Genomic DNA, 18319 nt, shown 5'->3' with positions numbered 1-18319 from the left:
GCGTCCGATCGTGACGATACCGCCCAGCGGCCGAACCGCCGTTTCGATGTGAGCGAGTCTTGCCGTAACTGCCAGTTATTAATCTATACGGATATATGCACCACATACATGATTCACCGGAACGCCTCGGAATCCCAGGCAGCTGGATCGCCGAGACACTGGGCGATGGTCGGGGTTCCCCCGGGCACGGGCGGGACGGCCATCGGCCGGTTGACGGGCGAGACGGTGGGCGTCGAGGCTGCGTTGTGGCGATCGGTCCAGCCGGGGGGCCCGACAGCGGGGTGTCGGCCGTGACGGCGGGGACGATCGACCTGGGGTCGTTCACCTTCGGGTGTGGCGAGTCCATCCCGTCGCTCGAGGTGGCCTACGAGACGTACGGCGAGTTTTCCGGTTCCAACGCGGTGCTCGTCTGTCACGCCCTCACTGGCAGCGCGCACGTCGCCAGACGGCCGGAGCGCGAGGACGACCGGTCGGCGACCGATCGATCGACCGCCGGCCAGGCGCGCGCCTGGTGGGGCGACACCGTCGGACCGGGGAAGGCCGTCGATACCACGGAGTACTTCGTCGTCTGCGCGAACGTTCCCGGCTCGTGCTACGGAACGACCGGGCCCGCGAGCGAGAGTCCGGAGACGGGTGAGCCCTACGGGAGCGACTTTCCGCCGGTGACCGTCGGCGACTGGACGCGCGCCCAGCGTCGGCTGCTCGACGAACTCGGCGTCGGCCGGTTGCACGCGGTCGTCGGCGGATCCGTCGGCGGGATGAACGCCCTCGAGTGGGTCCGCCGGTACCCCGACGACGTCGATCTGGTCGCGCCCATCGCCGCCGCCCCGCGGCTCGACGCGCAGTGTCTCGCCCTCGACGCCGTGGCGCGGCGCGCCATCACGACCGATCCCGACTGGAACGGCGGCGACTACTACGGCGACGAACGTCCGGCTCCGGACGACGGGCTCGCGCTCGCCCGTCAGCTCGGCCACATCATGTACCTCTCGAAGGCGTCCATGTCGGAGAAGTTCGGCCGGCGATCGGCCGGGCGTGAGGCGAGCGAGGAGCGGTTCCCGCCCGACCCCGCGGCGGACTTCTTCCCCTACCGCGACGTCGAGTCGTACCTCGACTACAACGCCACGACGTTCGTCGGTCGGTTCGACGCGAACAGCTACTGTTACCTCACGCGGGCGATGGACGACTTCGACCTGGCGTCGGGGTACGACTCGGTCGCAGACGCACTCGCCGCGTTCGACGGCGAGGCGCTCGTCATGAGTTTCGAGGCCGACTGGCACTTCACCGTCGACCAATCCGCGGCCATCGCGGCAGGGTTTCGCGAGACGGACACGCCCGTCGCCCACCACGTCGTCGACTCGTCGCACGGCCACGACGCGTTTCTGGTCGAACCGGAACACGTCAACCCGCCGCTGCGCGACTTCCTCGCCGACGGCGTCTCCGGCCGCGCGGTGACAGACACCGCCGCCGGATCGGACGACGGCGAGCACGCGGCGCCAGTCCACAGCAGCCTCTTCGGCGAATAGTACTGTCGTCGCAGCCTCACCGTCGGTCACCCGACACCAGAATGTTTATTGTCGACAGGTATGATCGAAGGCTAATGTCCCCGCAACCGAAATTTCGCCACGGCGGTCCCGTTCCCGACGACGACTCGGACGATGCAGACGGCGAGTCGGCCGATACGCTGGCGACGCTCCCGTCGGTTCACGGGCGAATTCCGATCGTCGGCGGGTTGCTCGCCGGCGTGGGTGCCTACGGCGTGACGTATCTGCTCGCCGTTCTGCTCGTGTTCGTCGGCGAGAACGGCATCGGGTACGGTCGTGACTCGCAGGAATCCGCACACGCGATGGTAAAAGGCGCCTGGGTCGTCCTGATGAATCTCGGTGCAGTACTCCGGGTCGACGGCGAACCGGCGTCGACGATCGGGGGCGTCTCGAGACTGTCGTTTCTGGAGTTCAGCGTCAGTGCGGTCTCGTCGCTGATCGTGTTCGGGATCCTCGTCGTCGCAGCGTACGCCGTGGCCGACTGTGTCGAGACGGACTCGGTCGTCGAGCGCATCGGTGCCTCGCTCCTCGTGGTTCCCCCGTACGTCGTGTTCTCGATCGGCCTCGCGACGCTCGCGAGGTGGGAGGCTCCGGGGACCGGGGACCCATCGGACGCGACCCGCGAGCTGTCCATCGCGGTCGTCGACGCCGCGCTGTACGCCGGCCTCCTCGTTCCGTCGGTTCTCGCCCTGCTCGGGGGAACGCTCGCTGTCTGCCGACGCCTGTGGCTCGCGAATCGGGCGCCGCGATAACGCGAGCGACCTGCACACGTTCGCGTGACGGAACAGTCGTGAAAGGCGATTCAGTCGGCCGGTTGCGCGGACTCCGCGTCGTAGCGCTCGTCGACGGACGCACCGTCCGTGACGGCGAGGATCGCGGCGTAGTCACCGACGACGGGGACGGGTTCCAGTTCGGCCACGACGCGCGCCACCAGGTCACCGCCGACCGAACGGAGTCGCTCGCGACGGGTCGGTTCCGCCGTATCCGGGACGGGCGAGCGGGCGATCGCGACCAGCGACCACATCGTCCCCGTGACGAAGGCGCCGAGGGCCGAGAAGGTCATCCCGAGGGTCGCGAACGTGATCCCGTACGCGATGCCGATCGTCATCGAGGGAACGCTGGTCCCGAGAGGAACGCGTGCGTTCGCATCGCGGAGGGTCGGTGCCAGAAAGCCGATCGAGAGGCTGCTTCCGATCATGAAGACGAAATCTTGCCACATCATCGAGAGACCGGAGTGGCGGGGAGTAAACAAGGGCTTCTCCATCAAAATACGTCGTTACGAGGTATCTTCCGAGTGTGCAATCAGTAGTAATTCCTGACTCTGCGAGTCTGTCTCGTACCCGCACGGGTCGGGAGGCCGGTCGCCGATAGTACGGCCCGTCGAGCGCCTATGCCCCGCTTCTCATTCGGTGGGAGCCGGTCAAACGGTCGTTACGACGTGAAACGATGCGTAACGGTCAGTTACTGGACTCGAATGCGGGCGGGAAACGGAACCCAGCAGGCGACCGTCTTGCGAGAGCGTGACACGGCGACACAGCGGGCGATTACTCCGGCGTTCACGGCGTAGTCCGTTCGTTCAAGGCGACACCCGGACCTAGCTATGGTAGATATGTGGGTACCGGAGTCTGTACGAGTTATATTCGGGACATAGGCCGTCTGGCGGCCGCGCACGAGGGGTCGTGCGACGTGACGTCGGGCGGCGACGGGGTCAGTTCTCGGCGGGGAGCAGTCCGTCGTCGCTCAGGACTCGACGGAGGTCGTCCATCGTCGCGACCGTGCGGTCGCACGCGGGTTCGACGGCGGGCTTCGGATCGAAACCGATCGCCAGGCCGGCGACCGCGAGCATCGGGAGGTCGTTGGCCCCGTCGCCGACCGCGACGGTTTCGGAGAGTGGGAGTGAGACCGTCTCTGCGAGCGAATCGAGCGCATCGTCTTTCGTGCCAGAGACGAGCGGCCCGCCGACCTCGCCAGTCAACGCGCCGTCTGCGCGCGGAAGGCGGTTGGCGACCACGTGATCGACGGCGACGGACGCGCCGGCGAGTGCCGTCTCGACCCCGCGCTCGAACCCGCCGGTGAGGATCGCCGTCGTCACGCCCGCCGCGTTGAGGTCCTCGATCACCTCGGCCGCGCCCGGTCGGAGTTCGACCCGGTCGAACGCAGCCTGGGCCTCTGAGACGTCGAGGCCCTCTAGCAGGCCAGCCCGCTCTCGCAGGCTCGTCGCGTAGTCGATCTCGTCGTTCATCGCACGCTCGGTGATGGCGTCCATCTCGTCGGCGACGCCGCAGCGATCGCCGAGCAGGACCGTCATCTCCGAATCGGACAGCGTCCCGTCGAAGTCGAAGGCCACGAGGGGCATGGACGCGGATTCGAACGGGGACGGTATACCAGTTGGCCTTCGAGCGAAACCGTCTATCGGTTCGGCTCGGGAGGGGTGACGTACGGGAGCGTCGCGACGTCGACGGAGTCGTAGTGGCGATCGTACGTGGCGATGTGATCGATGCCGAGATCGACCACGTGCGTCGCGACGACGAAATCCGTGACCGAGGCGTTCAGATCCGTCCACTCCAGAACCGATTCTCGCGCGTCGAGGAATACCAGTTCGGGCGCCGATTCGAATCGATACAGGTCGCGTTCCTCGAGTGTTTGCAAGAACGTACTGGCGTGGGCCATCGACGCCTGCGTTTCAGTCGGAAAGCAGTCTCGTCGACGACGTGCTCGGTGACGACCAGAGGCGATACGGGAAGCCGCCGTCTCGAACGAAATGGTCACCGGCCGGACGAAATCCATGAACGCACGTGATAGCTCGTGCATTCGATCGCCAGAATGCACCAGGAAAGTTATAGAAATGTCGAAAGAACGCGCCGAAGACAACCACTAATCAATCACCAAATAGCAACTTATTTCTTGATACAGTACGAGAAAATATGAACGTGGATACCGGTCCAGGATGGGATAGTGGGTCTGTGTGTACAGCCAGTATAGCGGTCTGTGTACTCCTTGTACTGGCCGGATGCTCGGTACCCTACGGTATCGGGCCGTCCCCGTCCGATGATCCATCGGACTGTACGCTGCACCACGACCTCGTGGAAGAGGCCGACAATTACGCCGACCCCATCGAAACGTACCAGTACGATACGATGAGCTCCGAGGCACGGCACGTATTCGTCGAAACCCGCGAGCAGGGAAGCTACACGACCTCGAACAGTAGTCGAAACTCCCAGGAGTTCCGGTATGGCGATGAGACGTCGGTGTACAACGTCACGTACGAGAACGAGGAATACACCCTGGTAACGTACACGAGCGAGGGCTGTGAGTTCGAGTGACGGACCGAGCTCGTGGAAGCGTGAGCGATTCCCTCTCGACCGAGCGTTCACGCGACCGCGAGGACGAGAGGTGACGATCGTCTCAGTCGGGCGAAAATTCGCCATCGGAACCCCCGACGAGGCCATCCGCCAATGCTGCACGCTCCGCAACTGTTTACCCGACCCGCAAGCGAGAGGTGATATGCAGGTTCTGGTCACCGATCCTATCGCAGACGCGGGACTCGACGTCCTCCGCGACGCCGGCTTCGACGTCGAGACGGGCTACGAACGCGAGGGCGAAGCGCTCCTGGACGCGGTCGCCGACGCGAACGCACTCATCGTCCGCTCTGGAACAGAGGTGACGCGCGAGGTGCTCGAAGCCAGCGAGGACCTCGCTATCGTCGGCCGAGCGGGGATCGGCGTCGACAACATCGACATCGACGCGGCGACGGACGAGGGTGTCATCGTCGCGAACGCCCCCGAGGGGAACGTCCGCGCGGCCGCCGAGCACACCGTCGCGATGACGTTCGCCGCCGCGCGGTCGATCCCACAGGCCCACGGCCGACTGAAAGCCGGCGAGTGGGCCAAGAGCGAGTTCCTCGGGACGGAGCTCGACGGGACCACGCTCGGGGTCGTCGGCCTGGGTCGCGTCGGACAGGAGGTCGCGAAGAAACTGGACGCGCTGGGGATGGACATCGTCGCCTTCGATCCCTACATCTCGGAAGAGCGAGCCCAGCGCCTGGGTGCGACGCTCGTCGATCTCGATGCGTGTCTCGACGCCGCAGACGTCCTGACGATCCACACGCCGCTGACCCCCGAGACGGAGGGCATGATCGGCGCCGACGAACTCGAGTCGCTCGCGGGCGGGTACCTGATCAACGTCGGGCGCGGTGGCATCGTCGACGAGGACGCCCTCGCCGCAGCCGTCGAGGCGGGCACGCTCGCGGGCGCCGCCCTCGACGTCTTCGCCGAAGAGCCGCTCCCCGACGACTCGCCGCTGCTCGACGTCGACGACGTCGTCCTCACGCCGCACCTGGGCGCCTCGACGGCAGCCGCCCAGCAGAACGTCGCGACCTCGACGGCCGAGCAGGTGGTCGCCGCCCTCTCCGGCGACCCCGTCGCGAACGCGTTGAACGCCCCGTCGATCGACGAGACGGCGTTCGACCGGCTGGAACCCTACGTCGAGCTCGCAGGAACCGCGGGTCGGATCGCCACCCAGCTACTCGACGGCCGCATCGAGGGCGTCGAGGTCACCTACGAGGGCGACCTCGCCGACGAGGACGTCGAGTTCGTCACCGCGAGCGCGCTCGAGGGCGTCTTCTCACCGCTCGAGTGGCAGGTCAACGCCGTCAACGCCCCGAAGATCGCCGAGGACAGGGGCGTCGAAGTCACCGAGTCCAGGACGCGCCAGACCGAAGACTTCCAGAATCTCCTCTCGGTGACCGTCTCGAACGACGAGGCCGCCATCGCCGTCGAGGGGACGCTCTTCGCCGGCGAAGATCCGCGAATCGTCCGCATCGACGACTACCGCGTCGACGCGATCCCCCACGGCAAGATGGTCGTCACCCGTAACACGGACGAACCGGGCGTCATCGGCCTCATCGGCAGCGTCATGGGGAAATACGACGTCAACATCGCCGGCCTGTTCAACGCTCGCGAGGCCATCGGCGGCGAGGCCCTCACCGTCTACAACGTCGACGGCGAGGTCCCCGACGAGGCCCGCGATGAACTCGAGGCGGACGAGCGCATCATCGACGTCCGCGAGCTCACGCTGGATTAGCGCCGAACCGACGTCGTTCGAACGCGCGAGGTTCGCGAGTACACCGTCTTATTCACCGAAGAACAGACGACGCAGTCGCGACCGAACCGTCCCGGACGGATGCGTCGTCGTGCCGGATCGATTCGAATCGTCCGATTCCCGTTCCGCTAACACCCATTCGTACCGTTCGATGAGTGCCTGGCGGTGGCGTTCGCTGGCGACGAGCTCACGCTCAAGCGCCCGGGTGCGAGCGCGCAATCGTTCGCGTTCGATCGCCGCGGAGACGTCGGCCGAGTCGTGGGACGAGCACTCGACCGGCGTCACCGTCACGGCCACCTCATCGCCGCTCGCAGGGGTGTCGTCGGTCGCAGGGGTGTCGCCGCTCGCGGGGGTGTCGTCGGTTGTGGGTACCTGACCGCCGCGTTCCGTCTCGTCCGTCGCCTCCTGGCACGGTCGTGGGCTGGAGTGGTACTGGGGCGCCATCGGGGCACCAGCCTACGACGGGATCGGTCAAAAGGTTCAGTCAGCCCTCCGTCAGACAGGGTTTCTACCGGCGAGTCCGTGATCCGAACGGGACGGATGAACCTGAGAGGTGGGGTAACAGCCCCCAGCCTGTAGGAGGGACGGCTCCGCGAATTCCCCAGTGGGCCAGCGGGGCTCATGCAGCGACGGGGATCGGGACGAAATATCGACCGGCCCCGATCCGTTCGCAACCGAGCCGACGAGTCACACCGCCAGGGGTGTCCGCTCCGACACGGGGACGTCAGGTTCGTGGAGACCGTCGCGATAGCACACGCTCGCGAGTATCGCAGACGGAAAGCTACCGCGGAATAACAGAATCGTGAGTGGTTCTGAACGGTGGAACGTAACGCGTTCCCGTCTCACCACACCCACATATCTCCGCCGGAGATGTCTTGTACCCGCCACTGTCGTGAATTCGAACGGCGCCGCCGTCGGGTGCCACAAGAGTTAAGCAACACACCTGAAATAATCCAGTTATGTCTTCAGAAGAAGAAGTCAGTTCGGATACACCCGAAACGGGTTCGGACGGCAGTGACGACGGTTCCACCGGGTCGTCACCGACGAAAGGCCCCGACGAAGTGTTCTGTTCGAGCTGTGGCAACGTGATCAAGGAAGATGCTGAAATCTGTCCAGACTGTGGGGTTCGCCAGAAACGTGCGACCACCGTCGAAAAGAATCCTGGACTGGCCGCGGCGGCATCGTTCCTCTGGACAGGTCTGGGACAGGTGTACAACGGACAGATCGGAAAGGGAATCGGCTTCATCGTCCTGCAGATGGTCAACGTCCTCTTGATGTTCGTCCTGATCGGCCTGATCACCTTCCCGCTCACCTGGATCTACGGCATCTACGACGCCTACAAGACGGCCGAGAAGATCAACGAAGGCAAGATCGAGCCGTAATACGTCGATCGCTACGGTTTTTTTTTTTTTTCAGGTGCGCTCACAACGAGGGTCAGCCAGGAGAGCGATAGGTATGCCAGCAGACGAAGGACAATCGGTGCGCCAGGAGCGACGACCACTAGTTACGTCAGCAGGTGATCGAGCACGCCGTCGAGGTCGACCGGGACCGGTTCCGGATCCGTTCCCGCCGCGGCCGCGGCGTCAGGATCCTTGAGGAGGTGGCCGGTGGTGAGACAGACGACCTCCTCGTCGCTCCCGACGACGCCGTCGGCGCGCAGTTTCCGCAGGCCGGCGAGCGAAGCGGCCGAGGCGGGTTCGACGCCGATGCCTGACTCGGCGAGGTCGCGCTGGGCGTCGGTGATCTCAGTATCCGAGACGGCGACGGCGGTCCCGCCCGTCTCGCGGATGCCGGGCAGCGCTTTCGGCGCGTTGACCGGGTTGCCGATCCGAATCGCCGTGGCGCGCGTCTCGACCTCGTCCCACCGGCGGACCGCGTCGGCTCCGGCCTCGATCGCCTCGACCATCGGCGCGGCACCCTCGGCCTGCACGCCGGTGAGTTTCGGCACGTCGTCGACCGCGAGGTCGCCCGCCCAGACGAGTTCGCGGACGGCCTTGTACAGCGCGGCCGTGTTGCCGGCGTTGCCGACGGGCAGGACGATTCGGTCGGGAACGGTCCCGTGGTCGGCGCGGAACCGTTCGACGATCTCCAGGCCGATCGTCTTCTGGCCCTCTAAGCGGAACGGGTTGAGCGAGTTGAGTAGATAGGCCTCGCCGCGGTCGGCCAGCGCCTGGACGAGGTCGAGACAGGCGTCGAAGTTGCCGTCGACCTCGAGGATGCGCGCGCCGTGGAGGCTCGCCTGGGCGACCTTCCCCGCCGCGACCTTGCCGGCCGGGAGCAGGACGAGCGTCTCCATGCCCGCCCGCGAGCCGTACGCGGCGAGGGCGGCGCTCGTGTTACCCGTCGAGGCACAGGCCAGGCGCTCGACGCCGAGTTCGCGCGCGACCGCGACGCCGACGGTCATCCCGCGATCCTTGAACGATCCGGTCGGGTTCATTCCCTCGTGTTTGATCCGCAGGGTCTCCACACCGACGTCCTCCGCCAGGTCAGGGACGCGGTACAGCGGCGTCCCTCCCTCCTGAATCGTCACACCACCGTCGAGTGGGAGGGCGCCAGCGTAGCGCCAGACGCCCGTCCCGGCGGCGTCCGCGAGTGACGGTGGGTTGGCGTAACCCACCTCGAGGAGGCCGCCACAGTCGTCGCAGGTGTAGCGGACGTCGTCGAACGGCGGGAACGCCGCTCCGCACTCGATACAGGTGAGCCAGACGCCCTCGCGGGCGGCCGTCGGCGGCGACGGCGGGTCGGCAGTCAGCGAGAGATCCATCGACCGATTCGACGCACCCCCGAACCAAAAGTCGGCCGATGCTGGCAGCGCTCGACCCGGCCACCGACGCACACCGCCACGGACCCCTCGGAACGGTGTGAAACTGTGTCGACGGGTTTCAGCGGAGCGAGTCGATCGACGCGCGAAACGGACTCACGAGACCAGCCGGTGTACCGGCGTGGCAACCGAGCTGGTGTTCAGACTGCGAACAACGCCAGCAACAGTGCTGGGCCACCGATCAGCAGGAGTGTCGCGACGATCAATCGGAGTTGCATATACGTTGTGGCCAAACGGCCGCCAGATATATAACCTATGCGGATTTTTCAGCGCCGGTACGGATGACTGACGGTAATACACCTCCGCCCGCGATACCGGAAGCCGGCTGGTCGCAATCCCTGTCGGATCGACGAGGCGAACCCATCACGGCTGAAGCCAGCCGAGCAGCCCCTTCTGGGCGTGAAGGCGATTCTCCGCCTGGTGCCAGACGAGCGCCCGGTCGCTCTCGAGGACCTCGTCCGTGATCTCCTCGCCGCGGTGGGCCGGCAAACAGTGCATCACCGACGCGTCGTCGGGGGCCGCCGCGAGTAGCTCGTCGTTCACCTGATAGGGCTCGAACGCCCCCAGGCGCTCCTCGCGCTGGGCTTCCTGACCCATGCTCACCCAGACGTCGGTGTAGACGACGTCCGCGTCCTCGACCGCCGCCTCGGGATCGGTCGTTACCGTCGGTGGCGTTCCGATCTCGTCGGCCCGATCGACGACCGCGTGGTCGACGCCGTAGCCCGCGGGTGTCGCGATCGTGCAGTCGATCCCGGCGAGCGCACAACCGAGAGCGAACGACTGGGCGACGTTGTTCCCGTCCCCGACCCAGGTCACGGAGACGTCCTCGAACGGACCGACGGCCTCCCGAATGGTGAGGAGATCGGCCAGCGTCTGACATGGGTGTGCATCGTCTGTGAGCCCGTTGATCACCGATACGTCCGAGTACCGGGCGAGTTCCTCGAGATCCGCGTGGTCGAACAGGCGCGCCATGATCACGTCGACGTATCGAGAGAGCGCACGTGCGGTGTCACGTATCGGCTCGCCGTTTCCCAGCTGGATGTCGTCTTCGCCCAGGAAGACGGCGTGTCCGCCGAGCTGGGTCATCCCCGTCTCGAACGAGACGCGGGTTCGCGTACTCGGCTTCTCGAACAGCATGCCGAGCGTCTGGCCCGAGAGATCGGCGTGCGTCCAGCCCCGTTGCTGTGCGGTCTTGTACTCCGCGGCCAGGTCGAGGACGGCCGCGAGGTCGTCTCGCGAGAGGTCGTCGACGTCAGTGACGTGGATCGGGTCGCTGGTGGTCGGGCCGGTCGGATTCTCGGTCGCGTCGGTCGTGTCAGTGTTCGGCTGGTAGCTCATTGGGGATCGGTATCTGGGGGAGTGGAATCGGTATCGTAGGTGGTGGAGTCGATATCCGGAGTCTGTGAGTCTGTCTCGGGGATGGAGGGATTCGCAGCGGAGGCCGCGTCGGTAGTGGGGTGCTGCGTGGTCGCCTCGGTGTTCGCGTCGTCCGCTTCGGTCGACGAATCGGTGTCACCGTCAGCGGCTGCGTTGGACGCTGGTCCTCGAAGACGCTCGCCAACGGCGTCGAGAACGGCGATCGCGCGGTCGTAAGCCGACAGCGAGAGGCGCTCGTCGGGGGCGTGATCGAGTGTGGAGTCACCGGGCCCGTACGTCGCCATCGGGCAGTCCCACGCCGCGGCGTAGACGTTCATGTCGCTCGTCCCGGTCTTGCGGAGGAGCCGCGGGTCGGCGCCCGTCTCGCGGATCGCCACGCGAAGCGCGCGGGCGACCGGCGTGCGCGGGCTCGCCATGACAGGCGAGATGCCGTCGGTCCACTCGAGCGAGCCGTCGAAATCGTCGGTGACCGACGAGACGGTCGACCTGACCGCATCGATCGTCGTTGCCGGCGGCACGCGGATCTGAAAGTCGACGCGTGCCTCGACGGCGAGCCCGTCCTCGGTGGGACCGCCCTCGATGGCGGTCGGCTTCGTCGTCAGCGACTCGAAGACGGAGCCGGCATCGTCACCGTTCGATCCGTCGCCTGCCGAGCGCCCGCCGTCAGTCTCGTCGCCGGTCGAGGCGAGGTCGTCACAGGCCGATTCGACGGCCGCCCACCAGGTCGTCGCGTCCTCGATCGCGTTCGGCTCCGGACGGGAACTGTGGCCCGAGGCCGTCGAGACGGTGTACGTGCCAGCGACCAGCCCGCGGTAGCCGAGCGTGATGCCGTTCGCGCCGGAGGGTTCGCCGTTTATCAGCGCGCCGGGGACGTCGCGCTCGGCGACGAGGTGGTGGGCGCCGCGCGAGTCGGTCTCCTCGCCGACGACGCCCACGAACGAACAGCCCGTCCTGACGGCCGCGACGGCCATCGCACACAGGGGCCCAGTCGCGTCGACGCTTCCGCGCCCCCAGAGGACCGCGTCCGCGACGGTCGCCGCATCGTCGAGGTCGAGTTCCTCGTCGGCCGTGGCCACCGCATCGTTCCCGGCCACCGCGTCGTCTTCAGCCACGTCGTCCGCGGTGAGGCGGACGGGAACGTCGCCCGGGACGGTGTCGACGTGCGACGTGAAGAGCACGGCGTCGTCAGCCGGCGCGCGAACGTTGCCGACCTCGTCGCGCCACACCTCGCGGTCGTGGGCCTCGAAGAAGTCGGCCAGGTGCTCGGCGGCCGCGTCCTCCGCGCCCGAAACCGAGGGCGTCGAGACCAGGTCGACCAGCAACTCGCGGGCCGTCGCGAGCGAGACGTCAGTCGCGGCGGCGGGATCGAGCGTGTTGGGTGGCGTGGTCATTCGTCGGTCCCTCCGATCATCGTCGTCATCAGTCAGCCGTCCCCGCGAGTTCGTCTTCGAGCGCGTCGACGACGGCGTGTGCCTGCGATTCGTCGATCGTCAGCGGCGGCAGCAGGCGGACGACCGTGCGCCCGGCGGGCAGCGCGAGGATTTCGTGCTCCAGCGCGAGGTCGCGCAGGACGCGGTTCGCCCCGCGACCCACCTCGAGGCCACACATGAGGCCCAGGCCGCGGACTTCGTCGATCGGCAGGTCGGCCGTCTCGAGTTCGTCGACGAGCGTCTCGCCGACGGCCGCCGCGTTGGCCGCGAGGTCCTCGTCGACGATGACGTCGAGCGTCGCGGTCGCCGCCGCGGCGACCAGTGGATTCCCGGAGAAGGTCGACCCGTGCGAGGCGGCGCCTTCGGCGACCCAATCCGCACAGAGCGTCGCGCCGATCGGGAGCCCGCTCGCGATGCCCTTCGCGGACGTCAGAATGTCGGGGACGACCGGTGAATCGACGAGCGTGTCGTTCTCGCAGGCCCAGAACGACCCGGTGCGGCCGAGGCCGGTCTGGATCTCGTCGAAGATCAGCGCCGACCCGGTCTCGGCGGTGACCTCGCGGGCCGCGCGCAGGTAGCCCGCCGGCGCTGGGTTGACGCCGCCCTCACCCTGGACGGGTTCGAGGATGACCGCGGCCGTCTCGTCGTCGACCGCGGCTTCGAGCGCCGTCGCGTCTCCGTAGGGGACGAACTCGACGTGATCCTCGAGTAGCGGCTCGTACGGCGCTTTGTACTTCGGTTTCCAGGTCGCCGAGAGACTGGCGGCGGTGCGGCCGTGGAACGCGTCGCGCGCGGCGACGATCTTCGTCCCGTCGGTCGCGCTACGGGCGAACTTCAGCGCCGCCTCGTTGGCCTCGGTCCCCGAGTTACAGAGCCAGACGTTCTCGATATCGCCCGGGGCGAGCGCGGCGAGTTGGGCCGTGAGCGTCGAGCGCGTCTCGACCGGGTACGACCCCTGGACGAAGAGCAACTCACTCGCCTGTTCCTGTATCGCGCCGACCACGTTCGGGTGGCAGTGACCGACGGGCGTGCAGGCGTAGCTCGCGCCGAAATCGAGGTACTCGGTGCCGTCGTCGCTCGTCAGCGTGACACCGTCGCCCGAGTCTATCGTGATCGGCTTCTGGGAGTAGACGAATCCGCTCACGACTCGCTCACCCCGCGTTCGTCGTCCGCGTCGTCCGTGACGACGGTCTCGAGGCCCTCGGCGTCGTCCGTGACGCTGGCCTCGAGACCGTCGGTGGCAGTCGTGTTTCCGATCGCTCCGGGCGTGATCGTCGTCCCCGCCCCGTCGAGGGCGGTGAGGACGGGGTCGTTCGCGTTCGCATCGGCCACGACGATCGACGACGCGCCGCTTTCCAGGGCCTCCTTGGCCGCCATCACCTTCTTCGTCATGAACCCCGCCGCGGCGTCCTCGATCGCCTCGAACGCGGCTTCGGTCGTCGCCGATTCGATCAGCGTCGACGCGTCCTCGGGGTCCGCGTAGACGCCGGCGACGTCGGTCAGCACGACGAGGTCGGCTCCGAGCGCGCCGGCGACGGCCGCGGCCGCGCGATCGGCGTCGGCGTTGACGGCGGTGTAGTCCCCGTCGGACTCGGCGCCGAGGATCGGGCCGCCGACGACGGGGACGTATCCCCCGGCCAGGAGCGTCTTCAGCAGGTCGGCGTTGACCGACTCGATCGTCCCGGAGTGGTCGCCGCGTTTGATCTTCTTCTTGCCGTCCTCGAGTACCCTGACGGCGGATTTGCGCTTTCCGGCGAGGAGTTTGCCGTCCAGACCGGAGAGGCCGACCGCGTCGACGCCCTCGTTCTGCAGCGACTCGACGAGGTCCGTGTTGACCGTCCCGGCCATCGCCATCGTGAACGCCTCCATCGCCGTCTCGTCGGTGAACCGGCCGACGACGCCGCCGGGCGTCTCGACGTAGGTCGGCTCCTCGCCGAGCGCCTCGAGCGTCTCGTCGACGGCGGTCGAACCGCCGTGGACGACCGCGACCGGGCGACCGTTGGCCGACAGGTGCGCGACGTCGGCGAGCGCGCCCGCGGGATCAACCGCGCTGGCACCGCCGATCTTGATCACGACCGGCGTCGCCTCGTCGGCGGTCGTCGGCGTCTCGTCGGCGGTCATGGCGATCCCACCGGGTGGAGTCCCGCGAAGTCGAGCCCGGCCGTCTCCGCGAATCCGAGGGCAATGTTGGCCGCGTGGACGGCTTGCCCGGCCGAACCTTTCATCACGTTGTCGATCGCCGAAAAGACGACGACGCGTTCGTTCGACGGGTCGAGTTCGAAGCCGACCTCCGCGACGTTCGTCCCCGCGACGGCCTTCGGCTCAGGATAGCGATAGACGCCCGAGCCACCCGCGGCGAGGCGGACGAACGGTTCGTCTTCGTAGGACTCGCGGTAGGCCGACCACAGGTCGCCCTTCGAGACTGGGCCGTCGGGAAACACGTGACTCGTCGCGCTCGCGCCGCGCACCATGTCCACCGCGTGGCAGGTAAAGGCGACCGGGGTGCCGAGGAACTGCTCGATCTCGGCCTCGTGGCGGTGGCCCGTCGGCGCGTAGGGGCGGACGACGCCCGAGCGCTCGGCGTGGCTCGAAGCCGCGCCGCCGCCGGCGCCGCCCTCGGAGGATCCGACCTTGACGTCGACGACGATCCGCTCGTCGCCCCCGACCTCGTCCGCGACGCCTCCGTCGGTAGCGCCGGTTTCCCCGCCGAAAATCCCGTGCTCGAACAGCGGATAGAGCCCGAGGATCGTCGCGGTGGCGTTACAGCCCCCGCTCGCGATCAGGTCCGCACCCGGCAGGTTCGCACGGTTGAGTTCGGGAAGGGCGTACTCCGCTTTCGCGAGGTACGCGGGCGCGTCGTGGCCGTCGTACCACGCGTCGTACTGGGCTGCGGTGTCGAGGCGGAAATCCGCCGAGAGGTCGACCACGGTGTCTGCGACCTCGAAGAACTCGTCGATGCGACCCATCGAGACGCCGTGGGGAGTCGCAGCGAAGAGCACGTCAACCGATTCGAGGTCCGTCGGCTCCGTGTAGCGCAGCTCGGTCCCGCGAAGCGGCGGGTGGGTCGAGCCGACGCTCTTGCCGGCATTCTGGCGACTCGTCGCCTGCTGGATGTCGAAGTGGGGGTGACCAGCCAGCAGGCGAAGGAGTTCGCCGCCGGCGAAGCCGCTGGCGCCGACGACGCTCGCGGTGACCGTCTCCGCAGCCGCGTCGTCTGCGTCGGTGGCAGCAGCGGCTGAAGCCCCGCCGGTCATCAGTGGGTCACCTCCAGTTCGGTGCCGTCCGTCGTCTCGCCGTCTTCGCCGGCCGCTTCCGCTGCGGCCTTAGCTTCGAGCCAGTCCACGACCGCCGCGGGGACGTCGACGTCGACGGAGCCGTTCAGCGCCTTGAACTCGACGGTGTGGTTGACCTCGTGGACGGTGTAGCCGTCGTCGGTTTCCATGAGGTCGACGCCGAGCAAGCCGCCGCCGACGGCGTCGCTCGCCGCGGCGACCAGGTCCGCGATCTCGTCGTCGATTTCGAGGGCGGTCGTCTCGGCGCCCGCCGCGGCATTCGTGATCCAGTGGTCGGACGAGCGGACCATGCCGGCGATCGGCTCGCCGTCGACGGCGACGACGCGCAGATCACGGCCAGGTTTCTCGACGAACTCCTGGACGTAGAACACCTTGTGCTCGTAGTGCCCGAGCGTCGACTTGTGCTCCAGGATGGCCTCAGCGGCGCTGCGCGAGTCGATCTTCGCCATCAGGCGCCCCCAGGAGCCGACGACCGGCTTGAGGACGCACGGATAGCCGAACGATTCGATGGCCGCGAGGGCGCTGTCGGTAGTGAACGCGACGTTCGTCGCCGGCGTCGGGACGCCCGCGCCGTCGAGCGCGAGGCTGGTTCGGACCTTGTCTGCACAGACGGTCGCCGTCTCCGGGCCGTTCACCACCGGGACGCCGTAGGCCGACAGGAACTGCGTGACGTAGACGCTGCGGCTCGTCGCCAGACAGCGGTCGACGACGATGTCGAGGTCCGCGAGGATCTCGGGTGCCTCGTCGACTGCGAGTGCGAGGTCGCGGACGTCGATCTTCACGACCTCGTGACCGCGCTCGCGCAGTTCCGACAACAGGAGCTTCTCGTCCGCGCGGATGCGCGAGTAGAGTACCCCGATCTTCACGGTCACTCACCCCAGTCCTCTTCGAGCTCGGGGGCTCGATCGAGGACTGGTGGCGCCGTCTCGATCACTTCGAGTTCGACGCCGCAGGTCGTACAGTCGACGATCTCTCCAGCTTCCAGGTCGTCGTGCAGGGTCACGTCGGCCCCGCACTCGGGACATGTCGTCATGGTACTCCCACATCGGCGCTACGGGTACATAAATTCGTCGAACCTATCTGATAAATTATATATTTGTACTGTACACTAACAGTGTTTTCGAGCCCCATATACCGCGATTTCGTGTCGAATGTCAGTTCGATAGAATAGTGTCCCCTGGCGGGGACCGCGGCCGTCGCGGTCGCGGCCCGATCGAGCGATCCGCGCGCACCGAGCCCGATGCGCTGAGCGCCACCGTCGCCGTCTCAAACATAGCTCGAGACCACCTCCAGACGGCGCTCGTCCGCGGCCTGCAGGACGCCGATGTGGTCAGCGTACGTCTCACGATCGGCATCGATCGACGTGGTGACGGCCGCGAGCTGGTCGCGGACCGCCTCCGGAGCCGGCCCGCCCGCCGAGTCGCGACTCGCGACGCTCGCGGCGGGATCGAGCGCATCGGCTAGCGCGGTGGGGTCGACGAACGTGTCGAGCGGAACGTCGAGGTGTTCCTCGGCAGTCGCCGCGAGCGCCTCGCGGATCGAATCGTCGGTCGCCTCGGCCGCAGTCGCCGCCTCCGCGACGATCTCGTGGGCCGTGCGGAACGGAACGCCGCCCATTGCGAGCAGGTCAGCGACGCCCGTCGCCGTCGAGAAGCCCTCTCCGGCCGCCCCGAAGAGCGATTCCTCGTTCCACTCCGCGGTCGCGGCCGCGCCGGCGGCTACCTCGGTCGCCTCCGTGACGGCATCGACGGTCCCCCAGACGTGCGGCGTCGCGCGCTGCAGATCGCGGTTGTACGCGCGCGGGAGGCCCTTGAGCGTCGTCGTGAGGCCCTGGACGCCCGCCGCCGCGTCGCCCGCGACCGCGCGGACGAGTTCGAGGGTGTCCGGATTCACCTTCTGAGGCATGATCGAGGAGGTCGAGGCGTAGTCGTCGTCGAGGTCGACGAAGCCGCGGTTCGCGAAGACGATCAGGTCCTCGGCGAGTCCCGACAGCGTCGTCGCGAGCGTCGAAAGGGCCTGTGTCGTCTCGAGGAGCACGTCGCGGCTCGCGACCGCGTCCGTCGCGTTGGTAAGAACGGACGAGAAGCCGAGCAACTCGGCGGTGCGTTCGCGGTCGATCTCGAACGGCGTGCCGGCGAACGCGGCCGCGCCGAGCGGCGAGGCGTCCAGCCGCCCGAGGGTCTCGAAGAGGCGAGCCGTATCGCGCGCGACCGTCGACTCGTAGGACAGGGCCCACTGGGCGACGGTCGTCGGCTGGGCTGGCTGGAGGTGCGTGTAGCCCGGCATGATCGTCTCCGCGTGTTCCTCGGCGATCCCGGCGAGCGCCTCGCGCAGGGCGAGCGTCACCTCGACCGCGTCGAGGACGTCCTCGCGGAAACGGTAGCGAATGCAGGTCGCGACCTCGTCGTTGCGCGAGCGTGCGGTATGCATCCGCCCGCCGTCGGGTCCGACGTGGTCGACGACCGCCGTCTCGATGGCCTCGTGTACGTCCTCGCCGTCGGGCAGTGCGTCGTGACCCGCGCCTTCGATCGCCTCGAGGGCAGCGAGGATGGATCCGGCCGTCTCGTCGTCGACGATGTCGCACTCGGCGAGCATCACGACGTGGGCGCGATCGACCGCGATGTCGGCCGCAAAGATACGAGCGTCGGCTTCGAGCGACGAGAGGAACTCGCGGGCGGGGCCGCCGCTGAAACGATCGCGGCGAACGACGCTCTCGTCGGCGTCGACTTTCCCGTTCGTCGCGTCGGACCCGGTCAT

General features: G+C 67.4%; 17 protein-coding genes and 1 pseudogene. 5 read left to right on the top strand and 13 right to left on the bottom strand.

Translation table 11 applies throughout. The features are described from left to right. The first annotated feature begins 290 nt into the window (after window positions 1–290). Together metX and NO366_RS07735 are read left to right on the top strand one after the other, a co-directional pair. Entirely contained in the window at window positions 291–1523 is a 1233-nt protein-coding gene (metX, locus tag NO366_RS07740; protein WP_256533754.1) for a homoserine O-acetyltransferase MetX, read from the top strand. Between the two features lie 74 nt (window positions 1524–1597). Beyond that, window positions 1598–2293: a DUF7978 family protein gene (locus tag NO366_RS07735; RefSeq protein ID WP_256533753.1), complete on the top strand. Its 696-nt coding sequence runs from the start codon at window positions 1598–1600 to the stop codon at window positions 2291–2293. 50 nt (window positions 2294–2343) lie between these two features. On the opposite strand, the gene NO366_RS07730 is transcribed toward NO366_RS07735, so the two are convergent. From NO366_RS07730 to NO366_RS07720, 3 genes are all read right to left on the bottom strand, one after another. Continuing rightward, the gene (locus NO366_RS07730; RefSeq protein WP_256533752.1) at window positions 2344–2763 is read right to left on the bottom strand and encodes a hypothetical protein; all 420 of its coding nucleotides are present in this window, start codon (window positions 2761–2763) and stop codon (window positions 2344–2346) included. Between the two features lie 486 nt (window positions 2764–3249). Then, on the bottom strand, window positions 3250–3897 hold the full coding sequence (gene serB / locus NO366_RS07725; protein WP_256533751.1) for a phosphoserine phosphatase SerB: 648 nt from the start codon (window positions 3895–3897) through the stop codon (window positions 3250–3252). A gap of 53 nt (window positions 3898–3950) precedes the next feature. Further along, entirely contained in the window at window positions 3951–4211 is a 261-nt protein-coding gene (locus NO366_RS07720; protein WP_256533750.1) for a hypothetical protein, read from the bottom strand. Window positions 4212–4465: 254 nt separating this feature from the next. Between NO366_RS07720 and NO366_RS07715 the strand changes: the two genes are divergently transcribed. Further along, window positions 4466–4864, top strand: a complete 399-nt coding sequence (locus NO366_RS07715) for a DUF7979 domain-containing protein (RefSeq protein WP_256533749.1) — start codon at window positions 4466–4468, stop codon at window positions 4862–4864. A 181-nt stretch (window positions 4865–5045) separates the two neighbouring features. Beyond that, on the top strand, window positions 5046–6623 hold the full coding sequence (gene serA / locus NO366_RS07710) for a phosphoglycerate dehydrogenase (protein WP_256533748.1): 1578 nt from the start codon (window positions 5046–5048) through the stop codon (window positions 6621–6623). A gap of 48 nt (window positions 6624–6671) precedes the next feature. On the opposite strand, the gene NO366_RS07705 is transcribed toward serA, so the two are convergent. Further along, entirely contained in the window at window positions 6672–7085 is a 414-nt protein-coding gene (locus tag NO366_RS07705) for a hypothetical protein (protein ID WP_256533747.1), read from the bottom strand. Between the two features lie 515 nt (window positions 7086–7600). On the opposite strand from NO366_RS07705, the gene NO366_RS07700 reads away from it, so the two are divergent. Then, window positions 7601–8023: a TM2 domain-containing protein gene (locus NO366_RS07700; protein ID WP_256533746.1), complete on the top strand. Its 423-nt coding sequence runs from the start codon at window positions 7601–7603 to the stop codon at window positions 8021–8023. Between the two features lie 122 nt (window positions 8024–8145). On the opposite strand, the gene thrC is transcribed toward NO366_RS07700, so the two are convergent. The 9 genes and pseudogenes from thrC to argH form a co-directional block, all read right to left on the bottom strand. Continuing rightward, the gene (gene thrC / locus NO366_RS07695) at window positions 8146–9405 is read right to left on the bottom strand and encodes a threonine synthase (protein WP_256533745.1); all 1260 of its coding nucleotides are present in this window, start codon (window positions 9403–9405) and stop codon (window positions 8146–8148) included. Between the two features lie 420 nt (window positions 9406–9825). Continuing rightward, window positions 9826–10800, bottom strand: coding sequence for an ornithine carbamoyltransferase (gene argF, locus NO366_RS07690; protein ID WP_256533744.1), 975 nt, complete (start codon window positions 10798–10800; stop codon window positions 9826–9828). Between the two features lie 209 nt (window positions 10801–11009). Continuing rightward, window positions 11010–12230: pseudogene (locus tag NO366_RS07685) on the bottom strand ([LysW]-lysine hydrolase); the annotation flags it as partial. A 28-nt stretch (window positions 12231–12258) separates the two neighbouring features. Next, window positions 12259–13413 (bottom strand): aspartate aminotransferase family protein, encoded by a 1155-nt coding sequence (locus NO366_RS07680; RefSeq protein ID WP_256533742.1) that lies wholly within the window; start codon window positions 13411–13413, stop codon window positions 12259–12261. Continuing rightward, window positions 13410–14390, bottom strand: a complete 981-nt coding sequence (locus NO366_RS07675) for an acetylglutamate/acetylaminoadipate kinase (protein ID WP_256533741.1) — start codon at window positions 14388–14390, stop codon at window positions 13410–13412. The genes NO366_RS07680 and NO366_RS07675 overlap by 4 nt, the downstream gene beginning before the upstream one ends. After that, window positions 14387–15523, bottom strand: coding sequence for an N-acetyl-gamma-glutamyl-phosphate reductase (argC, locus tag NO366_RS07670; RefSeq protein WP_256533740.1), 1137 nt, complete (start codon window positions 15521–15523; stop codon window positions 14387–14389). Before argC ends, NO366_RS07675 begins: the two co-directional genes overlap by 4 nt. Further along, the gene (lysX, locus tag NO366_RS07665) at window positions 15523–16434 is read right to left on the bottom strand and encodes a lysine biosynthesis protein LysX (RefSeq protein ID WP_256533739.1); all 912 of its coding nucleotides are present in this window, start codon (window positions 16432–16434) and stop codon (window positions 15523–15525) included. The genes argC and lysX overlap by 1 nt, the downstream gene beginning before the upstream one ends. Next, window positions 16431–16595 (bottom strand): lysine biosynthesis protein LysW, encoded by a 165-nt coding sequence (lysW, locus tag NO366_RS07660; protein WP_256533738.1) that lies wholly within the window; start codon window positions 16593–16595, stop codon window positions 16431–16433. Before lysW ends, lysX begins: the two co-directional genes overlap by 4 nt. Window positions 16596–16828: 233 nt before the next feature. After that, window positions 16829–18319 (bottom strand): argininosuccinate lyase, encoded by a 1491-nt coding sequence (gene argH, locus NO366_RS07655; protein WP_256533737.1) that lies wholly within the window; start codon window positions 18317–18319, stop codon window positions 16829–16831.

The organism is Halovivax cerinus (assembly GCF_024498195.1).
Classification (GTDB): domain Archaea; phylum Halobacteriota; class Halobacteria; order Halobacteriales; family Natrialbaceae; genus Halovivax; species Halovivax cerinus.
The sequence above is the reverse complement of the archived record's forward strand: the minus strand, read 5'-3'. Positions and strand labels throughout refer to the sequence as shown.

Excerpts from the sequence above, each read along its gene's own strand:
- NO366_RS07735 (WP_256533753.1), top strand. The coding sequence starts at position 1,598 with ATGTCCCCGCAACCGAAATTTCGCCACGGCGGTCCCGTTCCCGACGAC.
- NO366_RS07730 (WP_256533752.1), bottom strand. The coding sequence starts at position 2,763 with ATGATGTGGCAAGATTTCGTCTTCATGATCGGAAGCAGCCTCTCGATC.
- serB (WP_256533751.1), bottom strand. The coding sequence starts at position 3,897 with ATGCCCCTCGTGGCCTTCGACTTCGACGGGACGCTGTCCGATTCGGAG.
- NO366_RS07720 (WP_256533750.1), bottom strand. The coding sequence starts at position 4,211 with ATGGCCCACGCCAGTACGTTCTTGCAAACACTCGAGGAACGCGACCTG.
- NO366_RS07715 (WP_256533749.1), top strand. The coding sequence starts at position 4,466 with ATGAACGTGGATACCGGTCCAGGATGGGATAGTGGGTCTGTGTGTACA.
- serA (WP_256533748.1), top strand. The coding sequence starts at position 5,046 with ATGCAGGTTCTGGTCACCGATCCTATCGCAGACGCGGGACTCGACGTC.
- NO366_RS07705 (WP_256533747.1), bottom strand. The coding sequence starts at position 7,085 with ATGGCGCCCCAGTACCACTCCAGCCCACGACCGTGCCAGGAGGCGACG.
- NO366_RS07700 (WP_256533746.1), top strand. The coding sequence starts at position 7,601 with ATGTCTTCAGAAGAAGAAGTCAGTTCGGATACACCCGAAACGGGTTCG.
- thrC (WP_256533745.1), bottom strand. The coding sequence starts at position 9,405 with ATGGATCTCTCGCTGACTGCCGACCCGCCGTCGCCGCCGACGGCCGCC.
- argF (WP_256533744.1), bottom strand. The coding sequence starts at position 10,800 with ATGAGCTACCAGCCGAACACTGACACGACCGACGCGACCGAGAATCCG.
- NO366_RS07675 (WP_256533741.1), bottom strand. The coding sequence starts at position 14,390 with ATGACCGCCGACGAGACGCCGACGACCGCCGACGAGGCGACGCCGGTC.
- argC (WP_256533740.1), bottom strand. The coding sequence starts at position 15,523 with ATGACCGGCGGGGCTTCAGCCGCTGCTGCCACCGACGCAGACGACGCG.
- lysW (WP_256533738.1), bottom strand. The coding sequence starts at position 16,595 with ATGACGACATGTCCCGAGTGCGGGGCCGACGTGACCCTGCACGACGAC.
- argH (WP_256533737.1), bottom strand. The coding sequence starts at position 18,319 with ATGACCGGGTCCGACGCGACGAACGGGAAAGTCGACGCCGACGAGAGC.